Consider the following 23790-nt stretch of genomic DNA (forward strand, 5'->3'; position numbering starts at 1 on the left):
CACAGCAGGGAACGTCGCCACAGCACCATAAGTCGTATGAAATCGTCGGTTGCCCGCGGGAACGGGTAGCCTATAGTCGGGACGAAGCGCGGCGCAAAAGATCGCGCAAGTACCGGGACGCAAATATCGGGAGGAGAACGTCTTGGACGTATTGCAGCTCATCGTCAGCGGCTTGGCCAATGGTTGTGTCTATGGTCTAATCGCGCTCGGCTTCGTGCTGATCTACAAGGCAACCGAAGCGGTGAACTTCGCCCAGGGCGATTTCATGATGCTCGGCGCCTTCATCACGCTGGGTCTCACCAATTCCGAATTCATGGGCCTGCCCTTCTGGCTGTCGGTTCCGATCGCGATTCTCATCATGGGCATGTTCGGCTACCTGCTCGACATGCTGGTGCTGAGGCGCATGTTCGGCCAGTCGCAGATCGCCGTGATCATGCTGACCATCGCACTCGGCTTCGTGCTGCGGTTCGCCGCGGGCCTGATCTGGGGCCATGAACCGAAATCGCTGGAATCGCCGATCGCCGGCGTCGACGTCCGCCTCGGCGGGCTGGTGCTCGGGCTGGACGAGGTGGCGGTCATCCTCGTCACTGTGCTCCTGACGATCGTGCTCTATTTCTACTTCAACGCCACCAAGCTCGGCATCGCCATGCAGGCGGCATCGCAGAACCAACTCGCGGCCTATTACATGGGCATCCCTGTCAAGCGCGTGCATTCGCTGATATGGGCGCTGGCCGGAGCCGTGGCGGCGGTCGCCGGCGTGCTGTTCGCCTCCAAGGGCTCGATCGACCCGTCTACCGGCCTGCTCGGCATCAAGGCTTTCGCGGCGGCCGTGATCGGCGGTTTCGGCAGCCTGCCGGGGGCGCTGCTCGGCGGCATCATCGTGGGGCTCATCGAACCCTTCGCCTCCTATTATATCGCCGCAGGCTACTCGCAGATCATGCCCTATCTGCTGCTCTTCCTGATCCTCGTCTTCCGCCCGCACGGAATCCTCGCCCAGGTCCACAGGAAGAAGGTCTGAGGCCATGCGGACAGTCTTCAAGACCTCCTACGACGCCGACATCAACCTCTTCAGGCACGGACAGCAGGCGGCCTGGTATCTGGGCCTGCTGGTTCTTTCGATCGTGCTGCCGTTCCTGCTCGGCACCTTCTGGCTGGGCGAGATCACCAACGTGCTGATCTGGGCGATCGCCGGCATGGGACTGATGATCCTGGTCGGCCATACGGGACAGGCGAGCCTCGGCCATTCGGCCTTCCTGGCGGTGGGCTGCTACGCAAATGTCCTGCTGCAGGATCCCGTCGGTCTTCCCTTCATCCTATCCTTCCCGCTGGCAGGGCTGATCGCCGGCGTGGCCGGCGCGCTGATCGCGATGCCGATGAGCCGGCTGCACGGCATTTATCTCGGCATCGGCACGCTGGCGCTTGCCATCCTCACCGACGACCTGATCGTGATAGCGGAGCCGCTGACCAACGGGGTCGTCGGCCTCATTCCGCCCACCATCTCGATCTTCGGCGTGGAGATCGACCGCTACGCGACGCCCGACCGTTTCTACTGGCTGGTGCTGGTGGTGACCGTGCTCGTCGTGCTGGTCTATCGCAACCTGCTGCGAACGCCGCTCGGCCGCTCGTTCTCGGCGGTGCGCGATTCGGAGGTCTCCGCCGGCGCCATGGGCGTCAACGTTGCCCGGACCAAGGCGGTCTCCTTCGGCATCTCCACGGCGATCACGGGTCTCGCCGGCGCGCTGATGGGCCATTTCGCGGGCATCTTCAACAACGAGACCTTCAATCTCATCATCTCGATCCAGCTCCTCCTGATGATCGTCATCGGCGGGCTCGGCTCCATACACGGCGCCTTCTTCGGCGCTGTCGTGGTCGCGCTCCTGCCGCAGGCGATCGCGATTTCGCGCGACATGGTCGGCAATCTCTTCGGGGGCGGCACCGTCGCCATACCGGGCCTGGAATCGGCCATCTTCGGCGCCCTGCTCATCCTGTTCATCCTGTTCGAGCCGATGGGCATCTATGGCCGGTGGGTCAAGATCCGGACCTATTTCGAACTCTTCCCCTTCTATCGCCGCGACATGTTCCGTCGCCAGAAGAGCTATCTGAAAACGGAGCGTATGCGATGAGCCTGCTCGAAATCGACAACGTCACGCTGCGCTTCGGCGGGGTCACCGCCGTCAACAAAGTGTCCTTCTCGGTCGAGGAGGGCGAGGTCTTCGCGCTGGTCGGGCCGAACGGCGCCGGCAAGTCGACCTTGTTCAACCTGATCTCGCGCTTCTACGATCCGGTCGAGGGCGACATACGATTTGCCGGCGAGAGCATCCTGGAGCGCGCGCCGCACGAAATGGCTGGCCTCGGCATCGCCCGCACCTTCCAGAATATCGAGCTGTTCGAGCAGGCGACGGTGCTTCAGAACCTTCTGGTCGGCCGGCACCGGCATCGCAAGGGCAATCTCGTCAGCGAACTGGCGTTCACGCCCTTCGTGCGCCAGGAAGAGCGCAGGCATCGCGAGGCCGTCGAGAAGGTCATCGATTTCCTCGATCTGCAGGCCTATCGCGAGAAGCATATCGCCGGCCTTCCCTATGGCGTGCGCAAGGTGGTCGAGATGGGCAGGGCGCTCGCCATCGAGCCGCGGCTGCTGTTGCTGGACGAGCCGGCCTCGGGCCTCTCGGTCGAGGAGACGCTCGACGTCGCCTTCTGGATCGAAGACATCAAGCGGGAGATGGGCATCACCGTCCTGATGGTCGAGCACGACATGCATCTCGTTTCCTCCGTCTCCGACCGCGTGCTGGCGCTCGCCGACGGCAAGGCGCTGGCGCTCGGTTCGGCCTTCGAGGTGCAGAACGACCCCAAGGTGATCGAGGCCTATATCGGCGTTTCCGATCAGGAGAAGAGGGCTGTGGCATGACGGCGGCGCTGCAGATGGTCCATTCCACGCCATCCGAGAAGGCGGTCGTGCTGTCGGTCAAGAACCTCGAGAGCTTCTACGGGCCGATCATGGCGATCCGCGGCGTCAGCCTCGACATCCGCGCCGGCCAGATCGTCACCGTGCTGGGCGCCAACGGGGCCGGCAAGACGACCCTGCTGAAGACGATCTCCGGCGTGATGAACCCGCAAAAGGGCCAGATCCTCTATGGCGGCGGCGACATCGCCGGCCAGGAGCCGGACCGGGTCGTGCGGGCCGGCATCGTCCATGTGCCTGAAGGCCGCGAGGTCTTTCCCCTGCTCACCGTGGAGGAAAACCTCAGGATGGGCGCCTTCACGCGCTCCGACGCGGAAGGCGTGCGGCGCGACGAGGAGATGGTCTATTCCTATTTCCCGATCCTCGCGGAGCGGCGGCGCCAGGCGGCGGGCACGCTGTCCGGCGGCCAGCAGCAGATGCTGGCCATCGGCCGCGGGCTCATGGGCGATCCCAGGGTGATGCTGCTCGACGAGCCGAGCCTCGGATTGTCGCCGCTGCTTGTGAAGGAGATATTCTCCATCGTGCGCCGGCTCAATCGGGAGCAAGGCGTCACCATGATGCTGGTCGAGCAGAATGCGCGCGTGGCGCTGGAGGTGGCCGACTACGGCTACGTCATGGAACTCGGCCGCATCGTCATGGCCGACACCGCGCCGCGCCTGCTGGAATCGAAGGACATCCAGGAATTCTACCTGGGCGTCCAGGAAGAGACGCAGCGCGGCCAGAAGCGCTGGAAGCAGAGGAAGACCTGGCGATGACCCCCCGCGGAGGCCGGGCGAAGGGGCATCTCAAGGCCGATGACACATACGGGAGGACATGCGCATGACCATTGCCGCCAACATGCCGCCCCAGACGGTCGTGGATGGGCACAGCATCAATGCCGACCTCACCAAAGGTCCCTATTTCTTCGACGGCGCGGACACGCTGGTGAAACTCTTCCGGGCGCGCTGCCAGGAACTCGGCGCCAAGGTCGCGCATCGCGAGAAGGATTACGGGATCTGGCTCTCCTACAGCTGGACCGATTTCTACGAGCATGCGCGGCTGATCGGGCTTGGCCTCGTCGCGCTCGGGCTGAAGCGCGGCGAAGTCGTGTCGATCCTGTCGGAGGACAACAGGGAATGGGTCTATGCCGATCTCGGAACCCAGTCCGTGGGCGGCATCGTTTCCGGTGTCTACACCACCGACTCCGCCACCCAGCTCAAATATCTGATCAACGATTCCGACAGCCGCTTCCTGCTGGTCGAGAATGACGAGCAGCTCGACAAATATCTCTCCATCAAGAACGAGGTGCCGGGGCTCGCCCGTGTCATCGTCTTCGACCGGGAGGGGCTGCACGGCTTCTCCGACGAGAAGGTGATCTTCCTGGACGACCTCTACCGGATCGGACGCGACTTCCTGAAGGAGAACCCGCAGCGCTTCGAGGAGGAGATCGCGCGGTCGCAGCCCAAGGAAACGGCAATTCTCGTCTATACTTCGGGCACCACCGGGCCGCCCAAGGGCGCCATGATCTCCCACGGCAACATCATGTGCTCGATCGCCGGCTCGCTGCTGACGCTGCCGGTGAAGGATACCGAGGAGCAGGTCTGTTTCCTGCCGCTCTGCCATATTCTCGAAAGGCTGATCACCGTCTTCATCCCGATAGGATTGAAGTCGACGGTCAATTTCGCCGAGAGCCCGGAGACGGTGTTCGACAATCTGCGCGAGGTGAGCCCGCATGTCTTCACCGCCGTGCCGCGCGTCTGGGAGAAAGTCTATTCGCGCGTCGCCATCATGGCCGGGGAAGCGACGCCGCTCGGCCGTTGGGCCTATCGCCAGGCCATCGCCGCCGGCATGAAGCGAGGCGAATATCTGGAGGAGAAGAAGGCGGTGCCGCTCGGCGTCGCCGCCTCCTATGCGTTCTGGGACTTCGTGGTGTTGAACAACATGCGGCGCATGCTCGGCCTCGACCGGTTGCGGCGCGGAACCACAGGGGCAGCCCCGATTTCGCCCGACCTGCTCAGATGGTACCGGGCGATCGGCGTGACGCTGCTCGAGGGATACGGCATGACCGAGAGTTCCGGCGTCATCTCGCTCAACCTGATCGAGGACGCCAAGACCGGAACGGTGGGCAAGGTGGTGCCGGGCGGCGAGATGAGGATCGCACCCGACGGCGAGATCCTTTACCGGGGCGGCAATGTCTTCCAGGGCTACTGGAACAAGCCCGACAAGACCGCCGAGACGATTGCCGAGGGCGGCTGGCTGCGCACCGGCGATCTCGGTCGGATCGACAACCAGGGCTTCCTCACCATCACCGGCCGCGCCAAGGACATTATCATCACCGCCGGCGGCAAGAACATCACGCCGGCAGAGATCGAGAACCGGCTGAAATTCTCGCCCTACATTTCCGATGCGGTGGTCATCGGCGACAAGCGCAAATTCCTGAGCGCCCTGGTGATGATCGACCAGGAGAACGTCGAGAAATTCGCGCAGGACAGGCGGGTGCCGTTCAGCGATTTCAGGTCGCTCTGCGCGGCGAGCGAGGTGCGCGACCTGATCGCAGGCGTCGTCGCCGAGACCAATCGGGATTTCGCGCGGGTCGAGCAGATCAAGGATTTTCGGCTGATCGACGTGCTGCTCACCGCCGAGGACGAGGAACTGACCGCGACGATGAAGCTGAAGCGCAGCTTCGTCGAGAAGAAGCACAAGAAGCTTATCGACGAGATGTACGGCTAGGCACGACCCTGCCGTCATGCTGGGAACTGAAACACCACGGAGGAGACTTGCAATGAAATCGGCATTCAAGAAATCGATCCTGGCGCTGGGCCTCGCCGCCGGAATGGCGTCGGCTGCCTATGCGCAGCAGGGGGTCAGCGACACCGAAGTCGTCATCGGCTCGAACGGCGATCTCTCGGGCGTCTTCGCGCCGTTCAACGTCCAGGCGATCAAGGCCGCGCAGCAGTATTTCGACGAGGTCAACGCGGCGGGCGGCGTCCACGGACGCAAGATCAAGTTCATCGTCGAGGATCACGGCTACCAGGTGCCCAAGGCGGTCCAGAACTTCAACAAGCTGGTGAACTCCGACAAGGTGTTCGCGATGATCCTCAATCTCGGTACGCCGCACAACATAGCCGGCTTCAAGATGATGGAGCCGGCCAAGGTCGCCAACATCTCGCCGCTCACCGCCGCGCGCCAGATGGTCGAAGGCGACATCACCTACAAATATACCGGGCTTTCCTCCTACTACGATCAGCTCAAAGCCGGCATCGAGTTCCTGGCGAAGGAAACCGGCGCCAAGGAGGTCTGCGCCATGTATTTCCCGTCCGACTTCGGGCTCGAAGTCTATGAAGGAACCAAGGAAAAAGCCGAAGAGCTCGGGCTGAAATTCGCCGCCGAGACGACCCATAAGCCGGACGATCAGGATTTCGTGGGTTCGCTCACCAAGCTGCGCGAAGCCGGCTGCGATATCGTCGCGACTGCCGTCGGCGTGCGCCAGACGATCGTCATCCTGGGCACCGCCAAGAAGCTTGGCTGGAACGATGTGGCCTTCATCGGCTCGTCGGCCGGCTTCAATACGGCCGTCGCCAAGGTGCCGGGCGGCGTGACGGAGGGCTACTACGCCGCCGCCGGATGGTCGGACCTGGAGAACCGGCTGGACAGCAACGAGGAGCTCAAGAAATGGGCCGAAGGCTACAAGGCCGCCTTCAACGAGGACCCGGGCACGGCGGCCCAGCTCGGCCGCGCGGCAGCGGTCACTTTGGTCAACGGGCTCGAGGCGGCCGGCAAGGACCTGACGCCGGAGAGCTTCCAGAAGGGTATGGAAACGCTGGAATATGACGACCCGATCCTGAACGCCCATATCAAATACGGGCCGGACGACCATCAGGGCGGTGACGCCATCTTCATCTCGAAGATCGAGGGCGGCGTATGGAAGGAAGTCGGCCAGGAATAGTTTTCGGCGAGACGACGTGGGCGCCGCTCCGACCTGGTCGGGGCGGCGTCCGACCCCATAAGGCCAGCGAACCGTCGGCTCCGTTCCGCTATTCCGCCGGCTCGATATTGGTGTAGGCCGCTTCCTCGAGCTCGCGCTTCAGCCGGGCCTCTTCTTCCACCTTCGGCGTGACGAAGCGGCCGAGCAGCAGATAGGCGACCGGGGTCAGGAACAGGGTGGACGCTGCAGCAAGGCCCAGCCCGCCGACGATGACCCAGCCGAGTGCGATGCGGGCTTCGGCACCGGCGCCGCTCGCCAGCACCAGCGGCAGCCCGCCAAGGATGGTGCAGATCATGGTCATCATGACCGGGCGCAGCCGGATGTTCGACGCCTCCTCGATTGCCTGCCGCACACCGAGGCCGCGGTCGCGCAACTGGTTGGCGAATTCGACGATCAGGATGCCGTTCTTGGCCATGACCCCGACCAGGAGGACGAGGCCGATCTGGCTGTAGGCGTTGAGGCTGGTGCCGGTGAGAAGCAGCGCGAAGACCGCGCAAGCGAGCCCGAGCGGCACGGTCGCCATGATGATGATGGCGCTGACGAAGCTCTCGAACTGCGCGGCCAGCACGAGGAGGATGATCACCAGCGCGAAGCCGAAGACGGCCACCATGCTGCCCGTGGTCTCGCCGAGCGTCGCGGCCTCGGCCAGCGGGATGATGCGGCTGCCCGGCGGCAGCAGCGGGGCGGCGATCTCTTCCGCCCTCGCCAGGGCGCTGCCCAGCGCGAAATCGTCGCGCAGGCCCGACGTGATGCCGACGGCGCGCAGCTGCTGCTCGCGCGACAAGGACGGCGGCACGGCGCGTTCGGTCAGCGTGGCGATCGTCGACATCGGCACGAAGCGTCCGTCGCCGGTCTTGAGGAAGATGTTCTCGAGGTCGGTCGGATCGTTGACCGGATTGGTGGTCGATACCAGCTTCACCGGGTAGCTGCGGTCGTTGATGAAGACGTCGACGATCTCGCGGCCGTCGAGCATCGACTGGACCGCCTGGGCTAGACCGGTGATGTTGATGCCGAGATCGGAGGCCCGTTCCCGGTCGACCTCGACGGCGAGCTGCGGCTGGGTGGCGTCGGTGGTGAGGCGCGGCTGCTGGAAGCGCGGATCCTTCTCCATCTCGGCGATGATCCTGGCCGCGGTCTCGCCAAGCTCCGCATAGTTGTTGCCGACGACGGCGAATTGCAGGCCGCTGCCGGCGCCGCGAATGCCGAGGCTGTTGGGTCGCAGCGCAAAAACCCGGATGCCGGGGATCTGCTGCGTCAGCTGATTGACCTCGGCCACGATCTCCTGCTGGGTCCGGTGACGCTGTTCCCAGGGCGTGAGCGCCATCACCATGAAGCCGCTGCTGGCCGAGCCGCCGGAGCCGGCAAAGGCTAAGGTGGCCTGGATCTCTCCGGCCTCGCGCATCGGCCGGATCAGGCTCTCGATCTGCTGTATCTGCTGCGTGGTGTAGTCGAGGCTGACGCCTTGGGGCGCCGAGATGCGCATGAGCACCAGGGAGCGGTCCTCGCTCGGCGTCAGTTCCTGGCGAATACTGCCGAACAAGGCGAATGCCGTGACGGCGAAGAGCACCGAAGCCACGATGACGATCATGGGCGCGTCGAGGCAGGCATGCAGCGCGTGGCGGTAGAGTTTGGCGAGCGCGCTGCCGACGCGCATGCCGAAGCCCCGACGAGGCGTCCCTCCATCTGCGGCGGCCGCGACCAGCATGCGCGAAGCGAGCATCGGGCAGAGCGACAGGGCCACGACGGAGGAAAGCAGCACCGAGATCGCCAGCACGAAGCCGAACTCGCGGAACAGCCCGCCGGTCTGGCCGGGCAGGAAGGAGAGCGGCACGAAGACGGCAGCAAGCGTCGCGGTGGTGGCGACCACGGCGAAGAAGACCTCTTGCGTGCCGAGCACCGCTGCCGCGCGCGGGCCCATGCCTTCGTTGCGCCGCCGAACGATGTTCTCCAGCACCACGATTGCGTCGTCGACCACGAGGCCAGTCGCCAGCACCAGCGCCAGCAGGGTCAGGATGTTGATCGAGAAGCCGGCGACCCAGATCGCCGCGATCGTGCCGATCAAGGCCACCGGCATGGCGAGGCCCGGAATCAGCGTCGCCCGCCAGTCGAGCAGGAAGATGTAGATGACCAGAAGCACGATGGTGACCGACAGGCCGAGCGCGATCTCGACCTCGTGGATCGCGCCCTCGACGAAGACGGCATCGTCGCTGGTCACCTTCAGCGTCATCCCGTCGGGCAGCGTCTTCTGGATGTTGTCCACGGCGGCGCGCACGCCCGCGGAGATATCGAGCGTGTTCGACTGTGCCTGGCGGATGATGCTGAGGCCGATGCCCGGCTTGGTATCGGATCGCAGCGAGGTCAGGTAGATGTCGCCGCCCAACGTCACGGTCGCGACGTCGCCGATCCTGGTCCGGTCGTTGACGAAGATGTTCTCGAATTCCTCGGGGGTCGTCACGTCGGCGGTCGCCCGCACGATGATGTCCTGGTCCGACGTGGTGATCGAGCCGGCCGGCGTGTCGAAGGCGAGAGAGGCGAGCGCGCTGCTCAGATCCGCGATCGTCAGGCCGAGGCTCGCCATCTTCTTCTGATCGATGTCGACGCGGAATATCTTCTCGCGATCGCCGAAGACCTGTACGTCGGCGACGCCGGTCACAGCGGCGAGCGTATCGGCGATCTGGTCCTCGACCAGGACCGTCATGTCCTCCAGCGGCATGGTGTCGGAGGTGAGCGCCAGGCGCATCACCGGTTCGGCGTTGGCGTCGGCCTTGACGATGCGCGGCGGATCGATGTTGTCGGGCAACTGGTTCAGCAGGCGCGACACGGCATCGCGCGCATCCGAAGCGGCCACGTCGAGATCGACCTCGTCGCCGAACTCCACCGTCACCCGGCTGCGCCCGAAGGAAGAGCTCGACGAGATCGATTTCACGCCGGTAATGCGGGCCACCGCGCCCTCGATGACGTCGGTCACCTCGCGGTCCATCGTCTCTGCGGCCGCACCGGTGAAATCGGTCGAGATCGTGATGACGGGCCTGTCGACGTCAGGCAGTTCGCGGATCTCGACCCCATAGAAAGCCGCCAGCCCGGCCACGGCGATAAGTGCGTTGATGACGAAGGCCAGGACCGGCCGACGTACGAAAAGCGCTGTGAGGCCGGTTTCGCCGCCGTCGTTGTGGGATTTCGTCATTCGTCGCCCCCGGGTCAACCGCCGGTCGGAGTGGGGGCCGATTCGGCTTGCGCGCCGGGCGCGCGGCGGTCCGCCACCATCACCTCGCTGCCCTCCCGTACATTCTGCACGCCTTCGGTGACGATGATGTCGCCGGCACGGATCGGGGCCTCGACGAGGACGCTTTCCGAGTTGCGCTGCACGATGCGGACTGGCACGCGCCTGGCCCTGCCGTCCTCGATCGTCCAGATGAAGGCGCCGTCGCTGCCCCACTGGATGGAAAGCGGGCTGACGGAGGGGTATTCGTCACCAGGAAAACGCATCGCCACCTGGAAAGACATGCCGGCTCTCAGCGTATCGTCGGGGTTGGGCAGGTCGGCACGCACGAGAAGCGTGCGGCTCGCCTCGTCGAGGCGGCTATCGACGGCCGCGACCGTGCCTTCGATGACCACGCTCGGGCGCGCAATCGGCGAGGCAGTCACCGGCGCGCCGACCTTGATCGCGGTCACGTATCGCTCGGGCACCCAGAAATCCACCTGAATGGTCGAGCGGTCGTCGATGGTCGCTATCGGCGTCTGGGTCGTGACGTAGTTGCCGACCTCGACCGGCAGGATACCGACGATGCCTGAAATGGGCGCTTCGACGGAGCGGCGCTCGAGCGCCAGCTCGGCATCGCGCACCGCCAGTTCGGCATTGCGCTGCGCCACCTCGGCATCGGCGAGCTGCACGGCCGTTGCGGTGTTGGAGGTGCGCAGCGTCTTCATGCGAACGAGTTTCGCCTGGGCATCGTCGAGCGCGATCTTCGCTCGGTCGAGCACGATCTCCTCGGCGTTGGAATCGAGTCTGGCGATGACATCGCCCGCCCGAACCAATGTGCCGGCTGTGACGGCGATCTCGGTCAGGCGGCCGGAGGTGAAGGGATTGACGGTGACGGAGGCGCGGGCGCGGCCCGTGCCGATCGCCTGCAGCCTGTCGTTTATCCTGGCCACGACGACCGGCGCGGTCACGACGTTGGGAGCCGCGCCGCCGCCACGCTGCCCGCCATTGTCGCCCGCCGGCTTCGCCGTATTTTGCGTCGCCGCGATCGCCCAGTCGATCCCCCACCGTGCCAGCACTTCGTCTGCGCCGGGGAAGAACTTCAGCCAGGCGAGGGCGGCCGCCGCCAGCAGCACAAGGGAAAAGGCGATCTGTTTCCAGACGGACATCAATCACTCCGGCGCGGCATCTGGCCCGCGGCTTGGGCCGTCGCGTCGTCCGATAGCGGAAGCGTAGGCCGGACCGGTCGATCGCACGCCCTTATGGCAATTCTCCGACGCCTGCGCATCCAGTTTATCATTAAATATCGGTAAGGTATGCAGCCGTCTTCGCGGCCGGCCGCACCGGGCCGAATCGGACGCGCCGCCTCGCGGCCGGGCGGCCCGAATCGAGGCCAGGCCTGCCTTCCGTCGCTGCCAGCTCAGCGAAGGTCCTCCATCTCGCGGATGCGCCTGGCGCTGTCCTGTTCGAGCGCGCGGGTCAATTCGCCGATCAGGGTTTCCGCGAAGACGAAGAGGGCGGCCGAGGAGTCCCAGGCCGAGGGCACGGCCGTGCGGCCGGCGACGACATGGCGGGAGAAACGGGCGATCGGCGAAAGCCACTGGTCGGTGAACAGGATGATCTGAGCGCCCCGCTGATGTGCCTTCTCGGCCAGGCGGACGAGGCTGTCCTGATAGCGGCGTATGTCGAAGATCAGCATCACGTCGCGCCTGCCCATGTCGATCAGCCGGTCGCGCCAATTGCTTTCCTGGCCTGCCAGATGAAACACGTTCGGCCGGATGATCGTCAGATGCGCCGCCATGTAGCGGGCGATCGGATCGGTGAAGCGGCCGCCGACAAGGAAGACCTTGGAGCGACGTTCGGCGAGCAGGGCGACCATCTCGTCGACCTGCTTTCGGGACACGTGGCGGAAGGTCTCGCGGATGTTCTCCAGCGTGGCCTCCACCACCGGCGTCGCGCCGCGATGCCCGACGGGTTCCGGCGCGGTCGTGCGCGATGCCGGCGACTGCAGCTGCGCCGCCAGTTCGTCCGTCAGCGCAGACTGGAACTCCGGATAGTTCTGGAAGCCGAGCCGGGCCACGAAACGCAGGATCGTGGGCGAGGAAACGCCCGCCTGGGCCGAGAAATCGGCGACCGTCTTCAAACCGATCATCGGATAGTTGGCGACCAGCGCCTGGGCAGCACGCCGCTCCCCGGTCGGCATAGCGTCGATGCGGTCGGCGATCAGTTCCGCGATGCTTGCCGCCATGTCCCCGTCTCCTCCCATCTGCCGGGGAGACGGCCCTGCCGGGCTCTCCCTCGCTCGATCTGTCCCACGGCTTCCCCAGAAGGCCTCAAAAGGCGTTTGACAAAGCGCGGCAAACTGTATGAAATCATCCGTGAAGGCGCAATGCTCTCTAATGTGTAACAAACGTTACGGCGTCGAGGGGAATGGGAGCGGATGGGAAACAGGCGGCTTGCCGAGGAAGTCTCGGAGTCAGTAACGGTCACGAACAGGGGTGGCCGGTCTCCGTTCGTCCTCCTCTGCGACCATGCCTCCAACGCCCTGCCTGCGGAGTTCGGGACGCTCGGCCTCGCCGCCCCCGATCTCGATCGCCACATCGCCTGGGATCCGGGCGCCGCGCCCGTGGCATCGCGGATGGCGGAGGCCCTCGATGCCGAGCTGATTTCCTCGCGTGTGTCGCGGCTCGTGATCGACTGCAACCGCCCGCTCGACGCACCCGATCTCATCCCGGCGGTAAGCGAGACCACGGCCATTCCCGGCAACCAGGCGCTGTCGGCATCGGCGCGGGCGCGCCGCGTCGCGCTGGCCTATGATCCCTACCATGCCGCGATCGACGACGTTGTGTCGCGCCGCCTCGCGGCGGGGCAGGAGACCATGGTCGTCTCGGTTCATTCCTTCACCCCAGTCTACAACGGAGTGTCCCGGCCGTGGCATATCGGCATCATCCACGATGCGGATCGTCGGCTGGCAGCGCCGCTGATCGAGGCGCTTTCGGCGTTGCGCGGCGTAACTGTGGGCGTCAACGAGCCTTACTCCCCGGCTGACCGGGTCTATTTCACGCTGGAGCGCCATGCGCGATCGCGCGGCCTGCCATGCGCGATGATCGAAATCCGCAACGACGAGATTTCGGCTCCGGCCGGACAGCGGAAGTGGGCGGACCTCCTGAGCGGCCTCCTCGCGCAAAGCGCGAGCGAAGCGCGCGTTCCTGCCGGGCAGGGCCTGTCACATCGTGTCGGGTCCGACGCCCAAACGGGTGAATAGGAGGAGACCTTGCCCAAGGCGACTGTGCTGTTCGTCCGTTACGTCGATGCCATGAACGCCTGGATCGGGCGTTTCGCCATGCATCTCCTGTTCGTCATGGCCGCGATACTCCTGACGTCGACGCTTTCGCGCGTCTTCTTCGGCGTGCCGATCAACTGGGCGCTGGAGATGTCGCAATTCCTGCTTTCCGCCTACTACCTGCTGGGCGGCGCCTACACGATGCAACTCGACCAGCATGTGCGGATGGATCTGTTCTATGCGCGCTTGACGGCGCGCAGGCGGGCCTTGACCGACGCGATGACCATTCTCTTCGTGATCTTCTATCTGGCGGTGCTGTTCGGCGGCGGCTTGTCCAGCACCAACTACGCAATCGTCTATGGCCAGAAGAACTATTCCGCCTGGGCCCCGCCGCTGTGGCCCATCAAGACGATCATGACCTTCGGCGTCTTCCTGATGCTCCTTCAGGCCGTCTCGGCCTTCTTCAAGGACATAGCCATTGCTCGTGGAAGGCCGATCGAATGAGTTCGGAAGCCATCACGCTTTTCATGTTCGGCACCATGATGGTGCTGCTCTTCACAGGACAGCGCGTCTTCGGCGTGATCGGTTTCGTCGGCTCGGCGGCCGCATTGCTGCTGTGGGGGCAGGGCTCGTTCGAGATGCCCTTCAACGCGTCCTTTCAGGTGCTCAACTGGTATCCGCTGATCACCGTGCCCTTTTTCATCTTCATGGGGTACATGCTGTCGGAATCTGGCATTGCCGGCGATCTGTACCGGCTGTTCCATGTATGGTTCGGGTCGGTGCGCGGGGGACTGGCGCTGGGAACGATCGGCCTCATGGTGCTGATCGCAGCGCTCAACGGCCTGTCGGTCGCCGGCATGGCGATCGGCGCCACCATCGCCATGCCGCAGTTGCTGCGGCATGGCTACGACAAGGTGATGGTGACCGGCGTCATCCAGGCAGGCAGCTCGCTCGGCATCCTCATCCCTCCGAGCGTCGTTCTCGTGCTGTTCGCCATGATCGCCCGTTTGCCCGTCCTCGACCTGTGGCTGGCAGGCGTCGGGCCGGGACTGCTGATGGCCGTCATCTTCGGCGCCTATGTCTATCTGCGCTGCCTCATACAGCCTGAGATCGGACCCGCGCTGCCGGCGGAGGAACGGGCCCACATCACCCGGGCCGAAAAACTCGCCCTGCTGCGCGAAGGCCTGCTGCCGCTGGCGATCTTCGGCATCATGATGGGCCTGTTCATGACCGGCGTGACGAGCCTCGTGGAGAGTTCCGCGGTCGGAGCGGCGCTCGCGACCGGGGCGGCCTACTGGGCGGGCAACCTGAACTGGAAGGTGTTCGAACGCTGCACCCGCAACACGCTGACCATAAGCTGCATGTTCTTGTGGATCATCCTGGGGGCGCTGTGCTTCAGTTCGGTCTATGACGGGCTCGGCGCGGTGAAGGCGGTCAAGGCGCTGCTCATCGACACCTGGGACCTCAGCCCGTGGATGGTGCTGACGCTGATGCTGGCTTCGTTCCTCGTCATGGGCGCATTCCTTGACGACACGGCGATGCTCGTGATCGTTGCGCCGCTCTATATTCCGCTGGTCCGAAGCCTCGGATTCGATCCGATCTGGTTCGGCGTGCTCTATACGATCACCTGCCAGATCGCCTACATCACGCCGCCCTTCGGCTACAATCTGTTTCTCATGCGCGCGCTGGCGCCGCCCGAGATTTCGCTCATGGACATCTACCGTTCGATCGTCCCGTTCTTCTTCCTGATGGTGCTGGCGCTGGTCACGATCATGGTCTTTCCGCAGATCGCCCTGTGGCTCCCCGGCCTCTATTCCGGACGATGACGGCCGCAGCAGCAACGAGAAAAGCAGGCTGACACCAGAAGGAAGGAGAACGTCACAGGGGAGAATTCCGGCCGGCAGCGGCACCTAATCCGATCCAAGAGCAATGGGAGAATCGTGACATGAAAGACAGGAACACGCTGAGCAAACGGGACTTCCTCAGGAGGTCCGTGCTGACGACGGCAGGCGCCGTCGGCGCCACGACGCTGGCTGCCCCCTATGTCAGGGCGCAAAGCCCGATCAAATGGCGGCTTCAGACCTATGCCGGCGCGGCGCTGGCGGAGCACGTCGTCAAGAACTCGATCGACGCCTTCAACAAGGCGGCCAACGGCGAGATGACGATCGAGCTCTACACGTCCGATCAACTGGTGCCCCAGGGCGAACTTTTCCGCGCAGTGCAGTCCGGAACGATCGATGCGGCGCAGAGCGACGACGATTCCGCCGCCGCACCGGTCGATGTCGCTGTGTTCGGCGCCTATTTCCCCTTCGCCAGCCGCTACAGCCTCGATGTTCCGGCGCTCTGGCACTGGCATGGGCTGAAGGAGATCTGGGAGGAGGCCTATGCTGAGGTTCCGGGCGTCACATGGCTGTCCACCGGCTCCTGGGATCCGTGCAACTTCGCGACCACGAAGCCGATCCGCTCGCTGGAGGACCTCAAGGGGTTGCGCGTCTACACCTTCCCGACGGGCGGGCGCTTCATGTCCCGCTTCGGCGTCGTTCCGGTGACGCTGCCCTATGAAGACGTGCAGCCGGCGATGCAAACCGGCGAACTCGATGGCGTCTGCTGGTCCGGCATCACCGAGGTTCACACGGTCGGCTGGTCGGAGGCGACGAAATACTACCTCACCAACCCGATCTCGGGAGCTTGGGCGGGATCCTATTTCGTCAATACCGAAAAGTGGAACGCGCTGCCCCCGCACCTGCAGCAACTCTACCTCATGTGCATCGACAACTCGCACTATTACAGGCTGCACTGGTACTGGGCCGGCGAGGCGAACTATCGCATAAACGGCAAGCTCGAACTGACCACCATCCCGGATGCGGAGTGGAAGCAGGTGGAGGACGAGGCGCTGAAGTTCTGGGATGAGATTGCAGCACAGAGCCCCCGCAGCGCGAAAGTGGTCCAGATCCTGAAAGACTACCGCGAAGCGATGACGAAGGCCGGTCCGCCGTACCGCTATAGCTGATCGGGATTGAACGAACCATCCGACAGACAAGCAGATCCGGCCGCGTCCGCGGCCGGACTTCCCTATGACGAGCAATCGCTCGACCTGAAAAGGCCAGCATGGCCGGAGTATGAATAGAATGGCCGGAAATTCCTCGTTCGATCAGTTGAAGACAGCGGTCGCCGCAGGCGAAATCGACACGGTTCTCGCCTGTGCCGTCGACATGCAGGGCCGCCTCATCGGCAAGCGTTTCCTGGCAAAGTTCTTCGTCGAATCCGCCTATGACGAGACGCATGGCTGCAACTACCTCCTGGCCAACGACATCGATATGGAGCCGGTGCCGGGCTACAAGGCGGCAAGCTGGTCGAAAGGCTATGGCGACTTCGTGATGAAGCCCGACCTGGCCACGCTGCGCCATATCCCCTGGCTGGAAAAGACCGCGCTGGTGCTGTGCGACGTCAAGGACCATCACAATCACGGCGACCTGGCGCACTCGCCGCGCGCGATGTTGCGCAAGCAGGTGGCCAGGCTGCAGGAGCGCGGCTATCTCGCTTATTTCGCTTCCGAGCTCGAATTCTATCTCTTCAGCGAGAGCTACGATACGGCACGCGCCAAGCACTGGCAGAACCTCGACACCGCCTCGCCCTATATCGGCGACTATCTGATCGGCATCACCACCAAGGAGGAGGACGTGATGCGCCGGCTGCGCAACGAGATGGAGGTGGCCGGTATCCCGATCGAGAACTCCAAGGGCGAATGGGGGCCTGGCCAGGAAGAGATCAATGTGCGCTATGCCGAGGCGCTGGAGATGGCGGACCGGCATGTCATCCTGAAGAACGGCGCCAAGGAGATCGCCTCCCAGATGGGCAAGTCGATCAGCTTCATGGCGAAATACAATTACGGGCTGGCCGGCAATTCGAGCCACATCCACAATTCGCTGTGGAGCGCCGACGGCAAGACCCCGCTCTTCTTCGACAGGCAAGGCGACTGGACGCTGAGCGAACTCGGCCGGCAATGGGCGGCGGGCCAGCTCAAATACGCCAAGGAGTTCACCTGGTTCCTGGCGCCCTACATCAATTCCTACAAGCGCTTCCAGGCCGGCACCTTCGCGCCGACCAAGATCATGTGGAGCGAGGACAATCGCACGGCCGGCTTCCGCCTGTGCGGGGAGGGGACAAAGGGCATCCGCATGGAGTGCCGCATCGGCGGCGCCGATCTCAATCCCTATCTCGCCTTCTCCGCGCTGATCGCGGCAGGACTTGCCGGCATCGACGAGAAGCTGGAGCTGCAGCCCCCCTTCGTCGGCGACGCCTATCAGGCGAGCCAATTGCCGGAGATCCCCAAGACGCTCCGCGACGCCACCGAGACCATGGCCAGGTCGGAGATGCTGAAGCAGGCCTTCGGCGAGGAGGTGATCGAGCATTATGTGCATACGGCGCGATGGGAACAGTTCGAATATGATCGCCGCATCACCGATTGGGAGCTGCACCGGGGCTTCGAACGGTATTAGAACCGTCGGACTCTTAAGCCGGCATCGATTTCCAACGCGGTCGATGCGGGGCGGGCGGCCACCGCGATCCGCTTCCTCCGTGAGGCGCGCGGCAACAACAGGAAAGGACCAGGAAAATGACCGAGACGGTCAAGCTGAAATCCCCGATCGACGGTTCGATCTATGCCGAGAGGCCCGTCGCCACCGACCAGGCCGTGAACCAGGCCGTGGAGCGCGCTCGCACGGCACAGGCGGCCTGGGCGCAGACCTCCATCGCCGAGCGCGGCAAGCTCATGCTCGCCTTCCTCGAGGCGCTGGTCGCCATGAGCGACGAGATCGTGCCGGAACTTGCCTGGCAGATGGGCCGCCCGACCCGGTATGGCGGGGAGTTCGGCGGCGTCAAGGAACGCGTCAACTATATGGTCGAGATCGCCGAGCGGGCGCTCGCGCCCGTCGTGGCCAACGACAAGCCCGGCTTCCGTCGTTACGTGAAGAAGGATCCGCTCGGCGTCGTCATGGTGATCGCGCCGTGGAACTACCCCTATCTCACCGCGGTCAACACCATCGTGCCGGCGCTGATGGCAGGCAGCACGGTGATCCTGAAGCATGCCGCGCAGACGCTGCTGGTCGGCGAGCGCTTCCAGCAGGCCTTCGACAAGGCCGGCCTGCCGAAGCACGTTTTCCAGAACATCGTGATGAACCACGGCCAGACCGAGAAAGTGCTCGCCTCCGGCCGGATCGACCATGTCAACTTCACAGGTTCGGTTGCCGGCGGACGGGCGATCGAGAAGGCGGCGGCCGGCACCTTCATGACGCTCGGTCTCGAACTCGGCGGCAAGGACCCGGCCTATGTTCTGCCCGATGCCAAGCTCGACCATGCCGTGGCCAATCTGGTCGACGGCGCCTTCTACAATTCGGGGCAGTGCTGCTGCGGCATCGAGCGCGTCTATGTGCATGAGAAGGTCTATGACGAATTCGTCGAGGGCTTCGTCGCCGAAACGAAGAACTATGTCGTGGGCAATCCGCTCGACCAGGCGACCACGATCGGGCCGATGGCGCAGGCACGTTTCGCCGACTTCATTCGCGAGCAGAAGGCAGAGGGCCTGCGCAAGGGTGCCAAAGCCCATATCGGGATGAAGGTCGAGAACGACCGCGAGGGCTCGCCCTATCTGGCGCCCGAGGTGCTGACCAATGTCGACCACCAGATGAGCGTGATGCGCGAGGAGAGCTTCGGACCCATCGTTGGCATCATGAAGGTGCGAAACGACGAGGAGGCGATCGCCCTGATGAACGACAGCCCCTATGGCCTGACCGCCTCGATCTGGACGCGCGACACCGATCATGCCGCGGCGATCGGCGACCGCGTCGAGACCGGCACGGTGTTCATGAACCGCTGCGACTATCTCGATCCGGCATTGGTCTGGACAGGCGTGAAGGACACCGGCAAGGGCGCAGCGCTGTCGGCGATCGGCTACGACAACCTGACCCGGCCGAAATCCTACCATCTGCGTGAAGCGATCTGATCCTTATTTCCCGAAAGACTCCCATCGATGTCCAAGCTTGTCTCCAAGTGGAACTACCCGACCACCGTCCGCTTCGGCCAGGGGCGTATCTCCGAATTGCCGGACGCGCTTGCCGCCACCGGCATCAAGCGCCCGCTCTTCGTCACGGATCCGGGCCTCGCCAAGCTGCCGGTGGTTGCCAGGACCCTGAAGCTGCTCGCCGACGCCAAGGTGCCGCACGGCGTTTTCTCCGAGGTCAAGCCCAACCCGGTGGAATCGAACCTCGCCGCCGGCATCGAGGTCTACAAGAAAGGCAAGCATGACGGCGTGATCGCCTTCGGCGGTGGTTCGGCGCTCGATCTCGGCAAGCTGATCGCGTTCCAGGCCGGCCAGACCCGGCCAGTCTGGGATTTCGAGGACATCGGCGACTGGTGGACCCGCGCCGATGCCGACGCGATCGCTCCCATCATCGCGGTGCCGACGACCGCCGGCACCGGCTCGGAGGTAGGGCGCGCCGGCGTGGTGACGCATGAGGCGACCCACACCAAGAAGGTGATCTTCCATCCGAAGATGCTTCCTTCGATCGTGATCGCCGATCCCGAACTGACGTCGGGCATGCCGCCCTTCATCACGGCGGGCACGGGTATGGACGCTCTCGCCCATTGTCTGGAGGCCTATTGCGCGCCGGGCTACCATCCGATGGCCGACGGCATCGCGGTCGAAGGCATCCGGCTGGTGTTCGAGAACCTGCCGAAGGCCTATGCCGACGGCAAGGATCTGACGGCGCGCGCCCATATGATGTCGGCTGCCGCCATGGGCGCGGCCGCATTCCAGAAAGGCCTCGGCGCGATCCATTCGCTGTCGCATCCGGTCGGCGCGCTGTACGACACCCATCACGGCATGACCAATGCCGTCTTCATGCCTTATGTGCTGGCCTTCAACCGCGACGCGGTGGAGGACCGGATCGCCAGGCTTGCCGCCTATGTCGGCATCAAGGGCGGCTTCGACGGCTTCGCCAAGGCGGTGCTGAAGCTGCGTAAGGAGTTGAAGGTGCCGCACGCGCTTCCGGGCCTGATCAAGGGGCTCGACATGGACAAGAAACGCAAGAACCTGATCGCCGACATGGCTGTGGTCGACCCCACCGCCGGCGGCAATCCGGTCAAGCTGACCAAGAAGGCGGCGCTCGCGCTGCTCGACAAGGCGATCGAAGGCACGGTCTGATCCTTCCCGAAGGAGGCGGGGAGAAGGGTTTGCCGCAAACGCATCGGCGCGAAAACCGGAGACGATTTCGCGAGGCACGATGCGTAGGCCAAGCGCTTGAAGCGTCCTTTGGGCGTCCATGGGACGCGCGGCGGGCGAAGCTTCGTACGGCATCGATATTTAGCCGGAAAAATAGTTCGGGCGATTGCGGCATGCTGGCAAAAGTAGTTAACTTTTCACGTCTCGGGGCTGCTCGCGCCTGCGTTTCACGCAACTGTCATCTGACAGGGATACCGCAGCGCTGGCGCCGAGTGACGCCAGTTCAACGGAGAGACACCATGTTCAAGTTTGCAGGGAAAGTGCTTTCCCTCACCGCAGCGTCGCTGATGGCGGCGACGGCGATCTCGTCGGCCCAATCCATGGACGAGCTGGTCGCGGCCGCGAAGGCCGAAGGACAGCTCACCACCATCGCGCTGCCGCATGACTGGTGCGGTTACGGCGCGGTCATCGAAGGCTTCAAGAAGAAGTACCCGGAAATCACGATCAACGAGCTCAATCCCGACGCGGGCTCCAGCGACGAGATCGAGGCGATCAAGGCCAACAAGGACAACAAGGGCCCGCAGGCGCCCGACGTGATCGACGTGGGCCTTTCCTATGGTCCGCAGGCCAAGGCCGACGGCCTGATCCAGCCCTACAAGGTCTCGACCTGGGATTCGATCCCGGACAGCGCCAAGGATGCGGAGGGCTACTGGTACGGCGACTATTACGGCGTGCTCGCCTTCGAGGTGAACAAGGACCTTGTCCCCAACGCGCCGCAGGACTGGGCCGATCTGCTCAAGGACGAATACAAGAACGCCGTCGCGCTGGCGGGTGATCCGCGGGCCTCGAACCAGGCCATCCAGGGTGTCTACGCGGCCGGCCTGTCGAAGGGCGCCGCGGCCGGCAAGGCCGCCGGCGAAGCCGGGCTCGAATTCTTCAAGGAGCTGAACGCGAACGGCAATTTCGTGCCCGTCATCGGCAAGGCAGCGACGCTCGCCCAAGGCCAGACGCCGGTCCTCGTCCGCTGGGACTACAACGCGCTCGCCGACCGCGACACGCTGAACGGCAATCCGCCCGTCGAGGTGGTCGTGCCCAAGTCGGGCGTCGTCGCCGGCGTCTATGTCCAGGCCATCAGCGCCTATGCGCCGCATCCGAACGCCGCCAAGCTGTGGATGGAATATCTCTACTCCGACGAAGGCCAGCTCGGCTGGCTGAAAGGCTATTGCCACCCGATCCGCTTCAACGATCTGGCCCAGAAGGGGCTGATCCCGCAGGAACTGTTGGACAAGCTGCCGCCGGCCGCTGCCTATGAGGCAGCCGCCTTCCCGACGCTCGACGAGCAGGGAGCCGCCAAGGAGGCCATCACCAAGGGCTGGGATTCCGTCGTCGGCGCCAACGTGCAATAGCTTCATCCTTCCGGGCGGCCGAGCGGCCGCCCGGATCATACCGGATCCACCCATGGCAGATGCCGCAGTCTCCAAGCCCGCAGATCTTTCGATGCCGCCCGCGACGGAACGCGGGCTGCGCCTTCCGACGCAATGGCTCGGCGTCGCGCCGTTCTTCCTCTTCGCACTGTTCTTCCTGATCCTGCCGACCGCGTATCTGGTCGTCGGCGCATTCCAGAACAATCAGGGCGAGTTCACCTTCGACAACATCGCCGCCCTGTCGCAGCCCTCCATCGTCGCGGCCTACTGGATCTCGATCCGGATCAGTCTGGCCTCGGCGCTGATCGGGGCATTGGTCGGCCTCGCCATCGCGATCGCCATCGTGCGCGGCGGCCTGCCGGGCTGGGTGCGCTCGGCCACGCTCACCTTCTCCGGCGTCGCCTCCAATTTCGCCGGCGTGCCGCTCGCCTTCGCCTTCCTCGCGACGCTCGGCCGGCTTGGCCTCGTGACCGTGCTGCTCGGCAGCCTCGGTTTCAATATCTACGCGCATGGCTTCAACATTCTGTCTTTCTGGGGCCTCACGCTCACCTATCTCTTTTTTCAGATCCCGCTGATGGTGGTGATCATCACGCCGGCCATCGACGGATTGAAGCGCGAGTGGGGAGAGGCGGCGGCCACGCTCGGCGCCACGCAGCTTCAGTACTGGCGCATGGTGGTCATCCCGGTGATCTGGCCGAGCTTCCTCGGCACGGTGATCCTGCTTTTCGCCAATTCCTTCGGTGCGATAGCAACGGCCTATGCGCTCACCGGCTCCTCGCTCAACATCGTGCCGATCCTGCTCTACGCGCAGATCCGCGGCGACGTGCTGCACAATCCGCATCTTGGCTATGCGCTGGCCTTCGGCATGATCGTCATCACCGGCCTGGCCAATGTGTTCTACATCTGGTTCCGGACCCGCAGCGAGAGGTGGCTGAGATGAAGGGCACCCGCTTCTGGGCCTGGCTCACCTTTGCCGTCGGCGCGATCTATTTCTTCGTGCCGCTGATCGCGACGCTGGAATTCTCGCTGCGCATGCGGCGCGGCGAATATTCCTTCGATGCCTACAGGGTCGTGCTCGGCGACGTCCGGTTCCAGGAGACCTTCCTCTACTCCGTCACGGTCGCCGTGTTCACGATCCTGCTCGGCATCCTCGTCGTGGTGCCGACCGCCTACTGGATCCGGCTCAGGATGCCGTGGCTCAGGCCTATCGTCGAGTTCATCACGCTGCTGCCGCTCATCATCCCGGCGATCGTCATCGTCTTCGGCTACATCCGCATGTATGGCTCGTCGTCGCCGCTGCCGTTCCTGGCCACGGCGCGCGGTACCGACGTGCTGCTCATCATCGGCTATGCGACGCTCGCTCTGCCCTACATGTACCGGGCCGTGGACACAGGTCTCAGGACCATCGACGTGCGCACCCTGACCGAGGCCGCGCAGATCCTCGGCGCGGGCTGGACCACGATCGTCGTCCGCATCATCCTGCCAAATGTGCTGATCGCGGTCCTGTCGGGTGCGTTCCTGACCTTCGCCATCGTGATCGGCGAGTTCACCATGGCTAGCCTGCTCAACCGGCCGGCCTTCGGCCCCTATCTGCAGAATATCGGCGCCAATCGTGCCTATGAACCGGCGGCACTCGCCATCATCGCCTTCGCCATCACCTGGGGCTGCATGTCGGTGATCCAGATCCTGTCGCGCTTCGCGCCGAAATCGGCCAGCCGGCCGAATTGAGAAAGTAGAAAGCC

At 64.3% G+C, this 23790-nt stretch carries 19 protein-coding genes; 16 read left to right on the forward strand and 3 right to left on the reverse strand.

From position 1 onward, the window contains the following. Window positions 1–142 precede the first annotated feature (142 nt). The 6 genes from JN302_RS13840 (at window position 143) to JN302_RS13865 (ending at window position 6884) form a co-directional block, all read left to right on the forward strand. On the forward strand, window positions 143–1018 hold the full coding sequence (locus tag JN302_RS13840; protein WP_244846323.1) for a branched-chain amino acid ABC transporter permease: 876 nt from the start codon (window positions 143–145) through the stop codon (window positions 1016–1018). Window positions 1019–1022: 4 nt separating this feature from the next. After that, window positions 1023–2123, forward strand: a complete 1101-nt coding sequence (locus JN302_RS13845; RefSeq protein WP_202333272.1) for a branched-chain amino acid ABC transporter permease — start codon at window positions 1023–1025, stop codon at window positions 2121–2123. Beyond that, window positions 2120–2905, forward strand: coding sequence for an ABC transporter ATP-binding protein (locus JN302_RS13850; RefSeq protein WP_202333273.1), 786 nt, complete (start codon window positions 2120–2122; stop codon window positions 2903–2905). The genes JN302_RS13845 and JN302_RS13850 overlap by 4 nt, the downstream gene beginning before the upstream one ends. Next, entirely contained in the window at window positions 2902–3714 is an 813-nt protein-coding gene (locus tag JN302_RS13855; RefSeq protein ID WP_202333274.1) for an ABC transporter ATP-binding protein, read from the forward strand. Before JN302_RS13850 ends, JN302_RS13855 begins: the two co-directional genes overlap by 4 nt. Before the next feature lie 64 nt (window positions 3715–3778). Continuing rightward, window positions 3779–5668, forward strand: coding sequence for an AMP-dependent synthetase/ligase (locus tag JN302_RS13860; protein ID WP_244846324.1), 1890 nt, complete (start codon window positions 3779–3781; stop codon window positions 5666–5668). A 52-nt stretch (window positions 5669–5720) separates the two neighbouring features. Further along, entirely contained in the window at window positions 5721–6884 is a 1164-nt protein-coding gene (locus JN302_RS13865) for an ABC transporter substrate-binding protein (RefSeq protein ID WP_202333275.1), read from the forward strand. A gap of 88 nt (window positions 6885–6972) precedes the next feature. Here JN302_RS13865 and JN302_RS13870 read toward each other — a convergent pair whose 3' ends face one another. The 3 genes from JN302_RS13870 to JN302_RS13880 form a co-directional block, all read right to left on the reverse strand. After that, window positions 6973–10107 (reverse strand): efflux RND transporter permease subunit, encoded by a 3135-nt coding sequence (locus JN302_RS13870; RefSeq protein WP_202333276.1) that lies wholly within the window; start codon window positions 10105–10107, stop codon window positions 6973–6975. Between the two features lie 14 nt (window positions 10108–10121). Next, complete coding sequence (locus JN302_RS13875) at window positions 10122–11291, reverse strand: efflux RND transporter periplasmic adaptor subunit (RefSeq protein WP_202333277.1); 1170 nt, start codon at window positions 11289–11291, stop codon at window positions 10122–10124. Between the two features lie 251 nt (window positions 11292–11542). Then, on the reverse strand, window positions 11543–12370 hold the full coding sequence (locus JN302_RS13880; RefSeq protein ID WP_202333278.1) for a MurR/RpiR family transcriptional regulator: 828 nt from the start codon (window positions 12368–12370) through the stop codon (window positions 11543–11545). A gap of 192 nt (window positions 12371–12562) precedes the next feature. On the opposite strand from JN302_RS13880, the gene JN302_RS13885 reads away from it, so the two are divergent. From JN302_RS13885 to JN302_RS13930, 10 genes are all read left to right on the forward strand, one after another. Then, window positions 12563–13387: an N-formylglutamate amidohydrolase gene (locus tag JN302_RS13885; protein ID WP_202333279.1), complete on the forward strand. Its 825-nt coding sequence runs from the start codon at window positions 12563–12565 to the stop codon at window positions 13385–13387. 9 nt (window positions 13388–13396) lie between these two features. Next, a complete protein-coding gene (locus tag JN302_RS13890; RefSeq protein WP_202312893.1) occupies window positions 13397–13909 on the forward strand; it encodes a TRAP transporter small permease subunit in 513 nt (170 codons plus the stop codon). Further along, complete coding sequence (locus tag JN302_RS13895; protein ID WP_202312894.1) at window positions 13906–15231, forward strand: TRAP transporter large permease; 1326 nt, start codon at window positions 13906–13908, stop codon at window positions 15229–15231. The genes JN302_RS13890 and JN302_RS13895 overlap by 4 nt, the downstream gene beginning before the upstream one ends. Before the next feature lie 119 nt (window positions 15232–15350). Beyond that, window positions 15351–16415, forward strand: coding sequence for a TRAP transporter substrate-binding protein (locus JN302_RS13900; RefSeq protein WP_202333280.1), 1065 nt, complete (start codon window positions 15351–15353; stop codon window positions 16413–16415). A 118-nt stretch (window positions 16416–16533) separates the two neighbouring features. Further along, a complete protein-coding gene (locus JN302_RS13905; protein ID WP_202333281.1) occupies window positions 16534–17904 on the forward strand; it encodes a glutamine synthetase family protein in 1371 nt (456 codons plus the stop codon). Between the two features lie 116 nt (window positions 17905–18020). Beyond that, a complete protein-coding gene (locus tag JN302_RS13910; protein ID WP_202333282.1) occupies window positions 18021–19406 on the forward strand; it encodes an aldehyde dehydrogenase family protein in 1386 nt (461 codons plus the stop codon). A 27-nt stretch (window positions 19407–19433) separates the two neighbouring features. Further along, window positions 19434–20606, forward strand: coding sequence for an iron-containing alcohol dehydrogenase (locus JN302_RS13915; protein ID WP_202312899.1), 1173 nt, complete (start codon window positions 19434–19436; stop codon window positions 20604–20606). A gap of 317 nt (window positions 20607–20923) precedes the next feature. Beyond that, a complete protein-coding gene (locus JN302_RS13920) occupies window positions 20924–22030 on the forward strand; it encodes an ABC transporter substrate-binding protein (RefSeq protein ID WP_202312901.1) in 1107 nt (368 codons plus the stop codon). A gap of 91 nt (window positions 22031–22121) precedes the next feature. Continuing rightward, the gene (locus tag JN302_RS13925) at window positions 22122–22988 is read left to right on the forward strand and encodes an ABC transporter permease (RefSeq protein ID WP_244846655.1); all 867 of its coding nucleotides are present in this window, start codon (window positions 22122–22124) and stop codon (window positions 22986–22988) included. Beyond that, window positions 22985–23776, forward strand: a complete 792-nt coding sequence (locus tag JN302_RS13930) for an ABC transporter permease (protein ID WP_202333284.1) — start codon at window positions 22985–22987, stop codon at window positions 23774–23776. The genes JN302_RS13925 and JN302_RS13930 overlap by 4 nt, the downstream gene beginning before the upstream one ends. Window positions 23777–23790 lie beyond the last annotated feature (14 nt).

It is taken from the genome of Mesorhizobium sp. L-8-3, assembly GCF_016756615.1.
GTDB lineage: Bacteria > Pseudomonadota > Alphaproteobacteria > Rhizobiales > Rhizobiaceae.

Excerpts from the sequence above, each read along its gene's own strand:
- JN302_RS13860 (WP_244846324.1), top strand. The coding sequence starts at position 3,779 with ATGACCATTGCCGCCAACATGCCGCCCCAGACGGTCGTGGATGGGCAC.
- JN302_RS13915 (WP_202312899.1), top strand. The coding sequence starts at position 19,434 with ATGTCCAAGCTTGTCTCCAAGTGGAACTACCCGACCACCGTCCGCTTC.
- JN302_RS13845 (WP_202333272.1), top strand. The coding sequence starts at position 1,023 with ATGCGGACAGTCTTCAAGACCTCCTACGACGCCGACATCAACCTCTTC.
- JN302_RS13930 (WP_202333284.1), top strand. The coding sequence starts at position 22,985 with ATGAAGGGCACCCGCTTCTGGGCCTGGCTCACCTTTGCCGTCGGCGCG.
- JN302_RS13885 (WP_202333279.1), top strand. The coding sequence starts at position 12,563 with ATGGGAAACAGGCGGCTTGCCGAGGAAGTCTCGGAGTCAGTAACGGTC.
- JN302_RS13910 (WP_202333282.1), top strand. The coding sequence starts at position 18,021 with ATGACCGAGACGGTCAAGCTGAAATCCCCGATCGACGGTTCGATCTAT.
- JN302_RS13850 (WP_202333273.1), top strand. The coding sequence starts at position 2,120 with ATGAGCCTGCTCGAAATCGACAACGTCACGCTGCGCTTCGGCGGGGTC.
- JN302_RS13900 (WP_202333280.1), top strand. The coding sequence starts at position 15,351 with ATGAAAGACAGGAACACGCTGAGCAAACGGGACTTCCTCAGGAGGTCC.
- JN302_RS13880 (WP_202333278.1), bottom strand. The coding sequence starts at position 12,370 with ATGGCGGCAAGCATCGCGGAACTGATCGCCGACCGCATCGACGCTATG.
- JN302_RS13920 (WP_202312901.1), top strand. The coding sequence starts at position 20,924 with ATGTTCAAGTTTGCAGGGAAAGTGCTTTCCCTCACCGCAGCGTCGCTG.
- JN302_RS13895 (WP_202312894.1), top strand. The coding sequence starts at position 13,906 with ATGAGTTCGGAAGCCATCACGCTTTTCATGTTCGGCACCATGATGGTG.
- JN302_RS13875 (WP_202333277.1), bottom strand. The coding sequence starts at position 11,291 with ATGTCCGTCTGGAAACAGATCGCCTTTTCCCTTGTGCTGCTGGCGGCG.
- JN302_RS13925 (WP_244846655.1), top strand. The coding sequence starts at position 22,122 with ATGCCGCCCGCGACGGAACGCGGGCTGCGCCTTCCGACGCAATGGCTC.
- JN302_RS13905 (WP_202333281.1), top strand. The coding sequence starts at position 16,534 with ATGGCCGGAAATTCCTCGTTCGATCAGTTGAAGACAGCGGTCGCCGCA.
- JN302_RS13865 (WP_202333275.1), top strand. The coding sequence starts at position 5,721 with ATGAAATCGGCATTCAAGAAATCGATCCTGGCGCTGGGCCTCGCCGCC.
- JN302_RS13855 (WP_202333274.1), top strand. The coding sequence starts at position 2,902 with ATGACGGCGGCGCTGCAGATGGTCCATTCCACGCCATCCGAGAAGGCG.
- JN302_RS13870 (WP_202333276.1), bottom strand. The coding sequence starts at position 10,107 with ATGACGAAATCCCACAACGACGGCGGCGAAACCGGCCTCACAGCGCTT.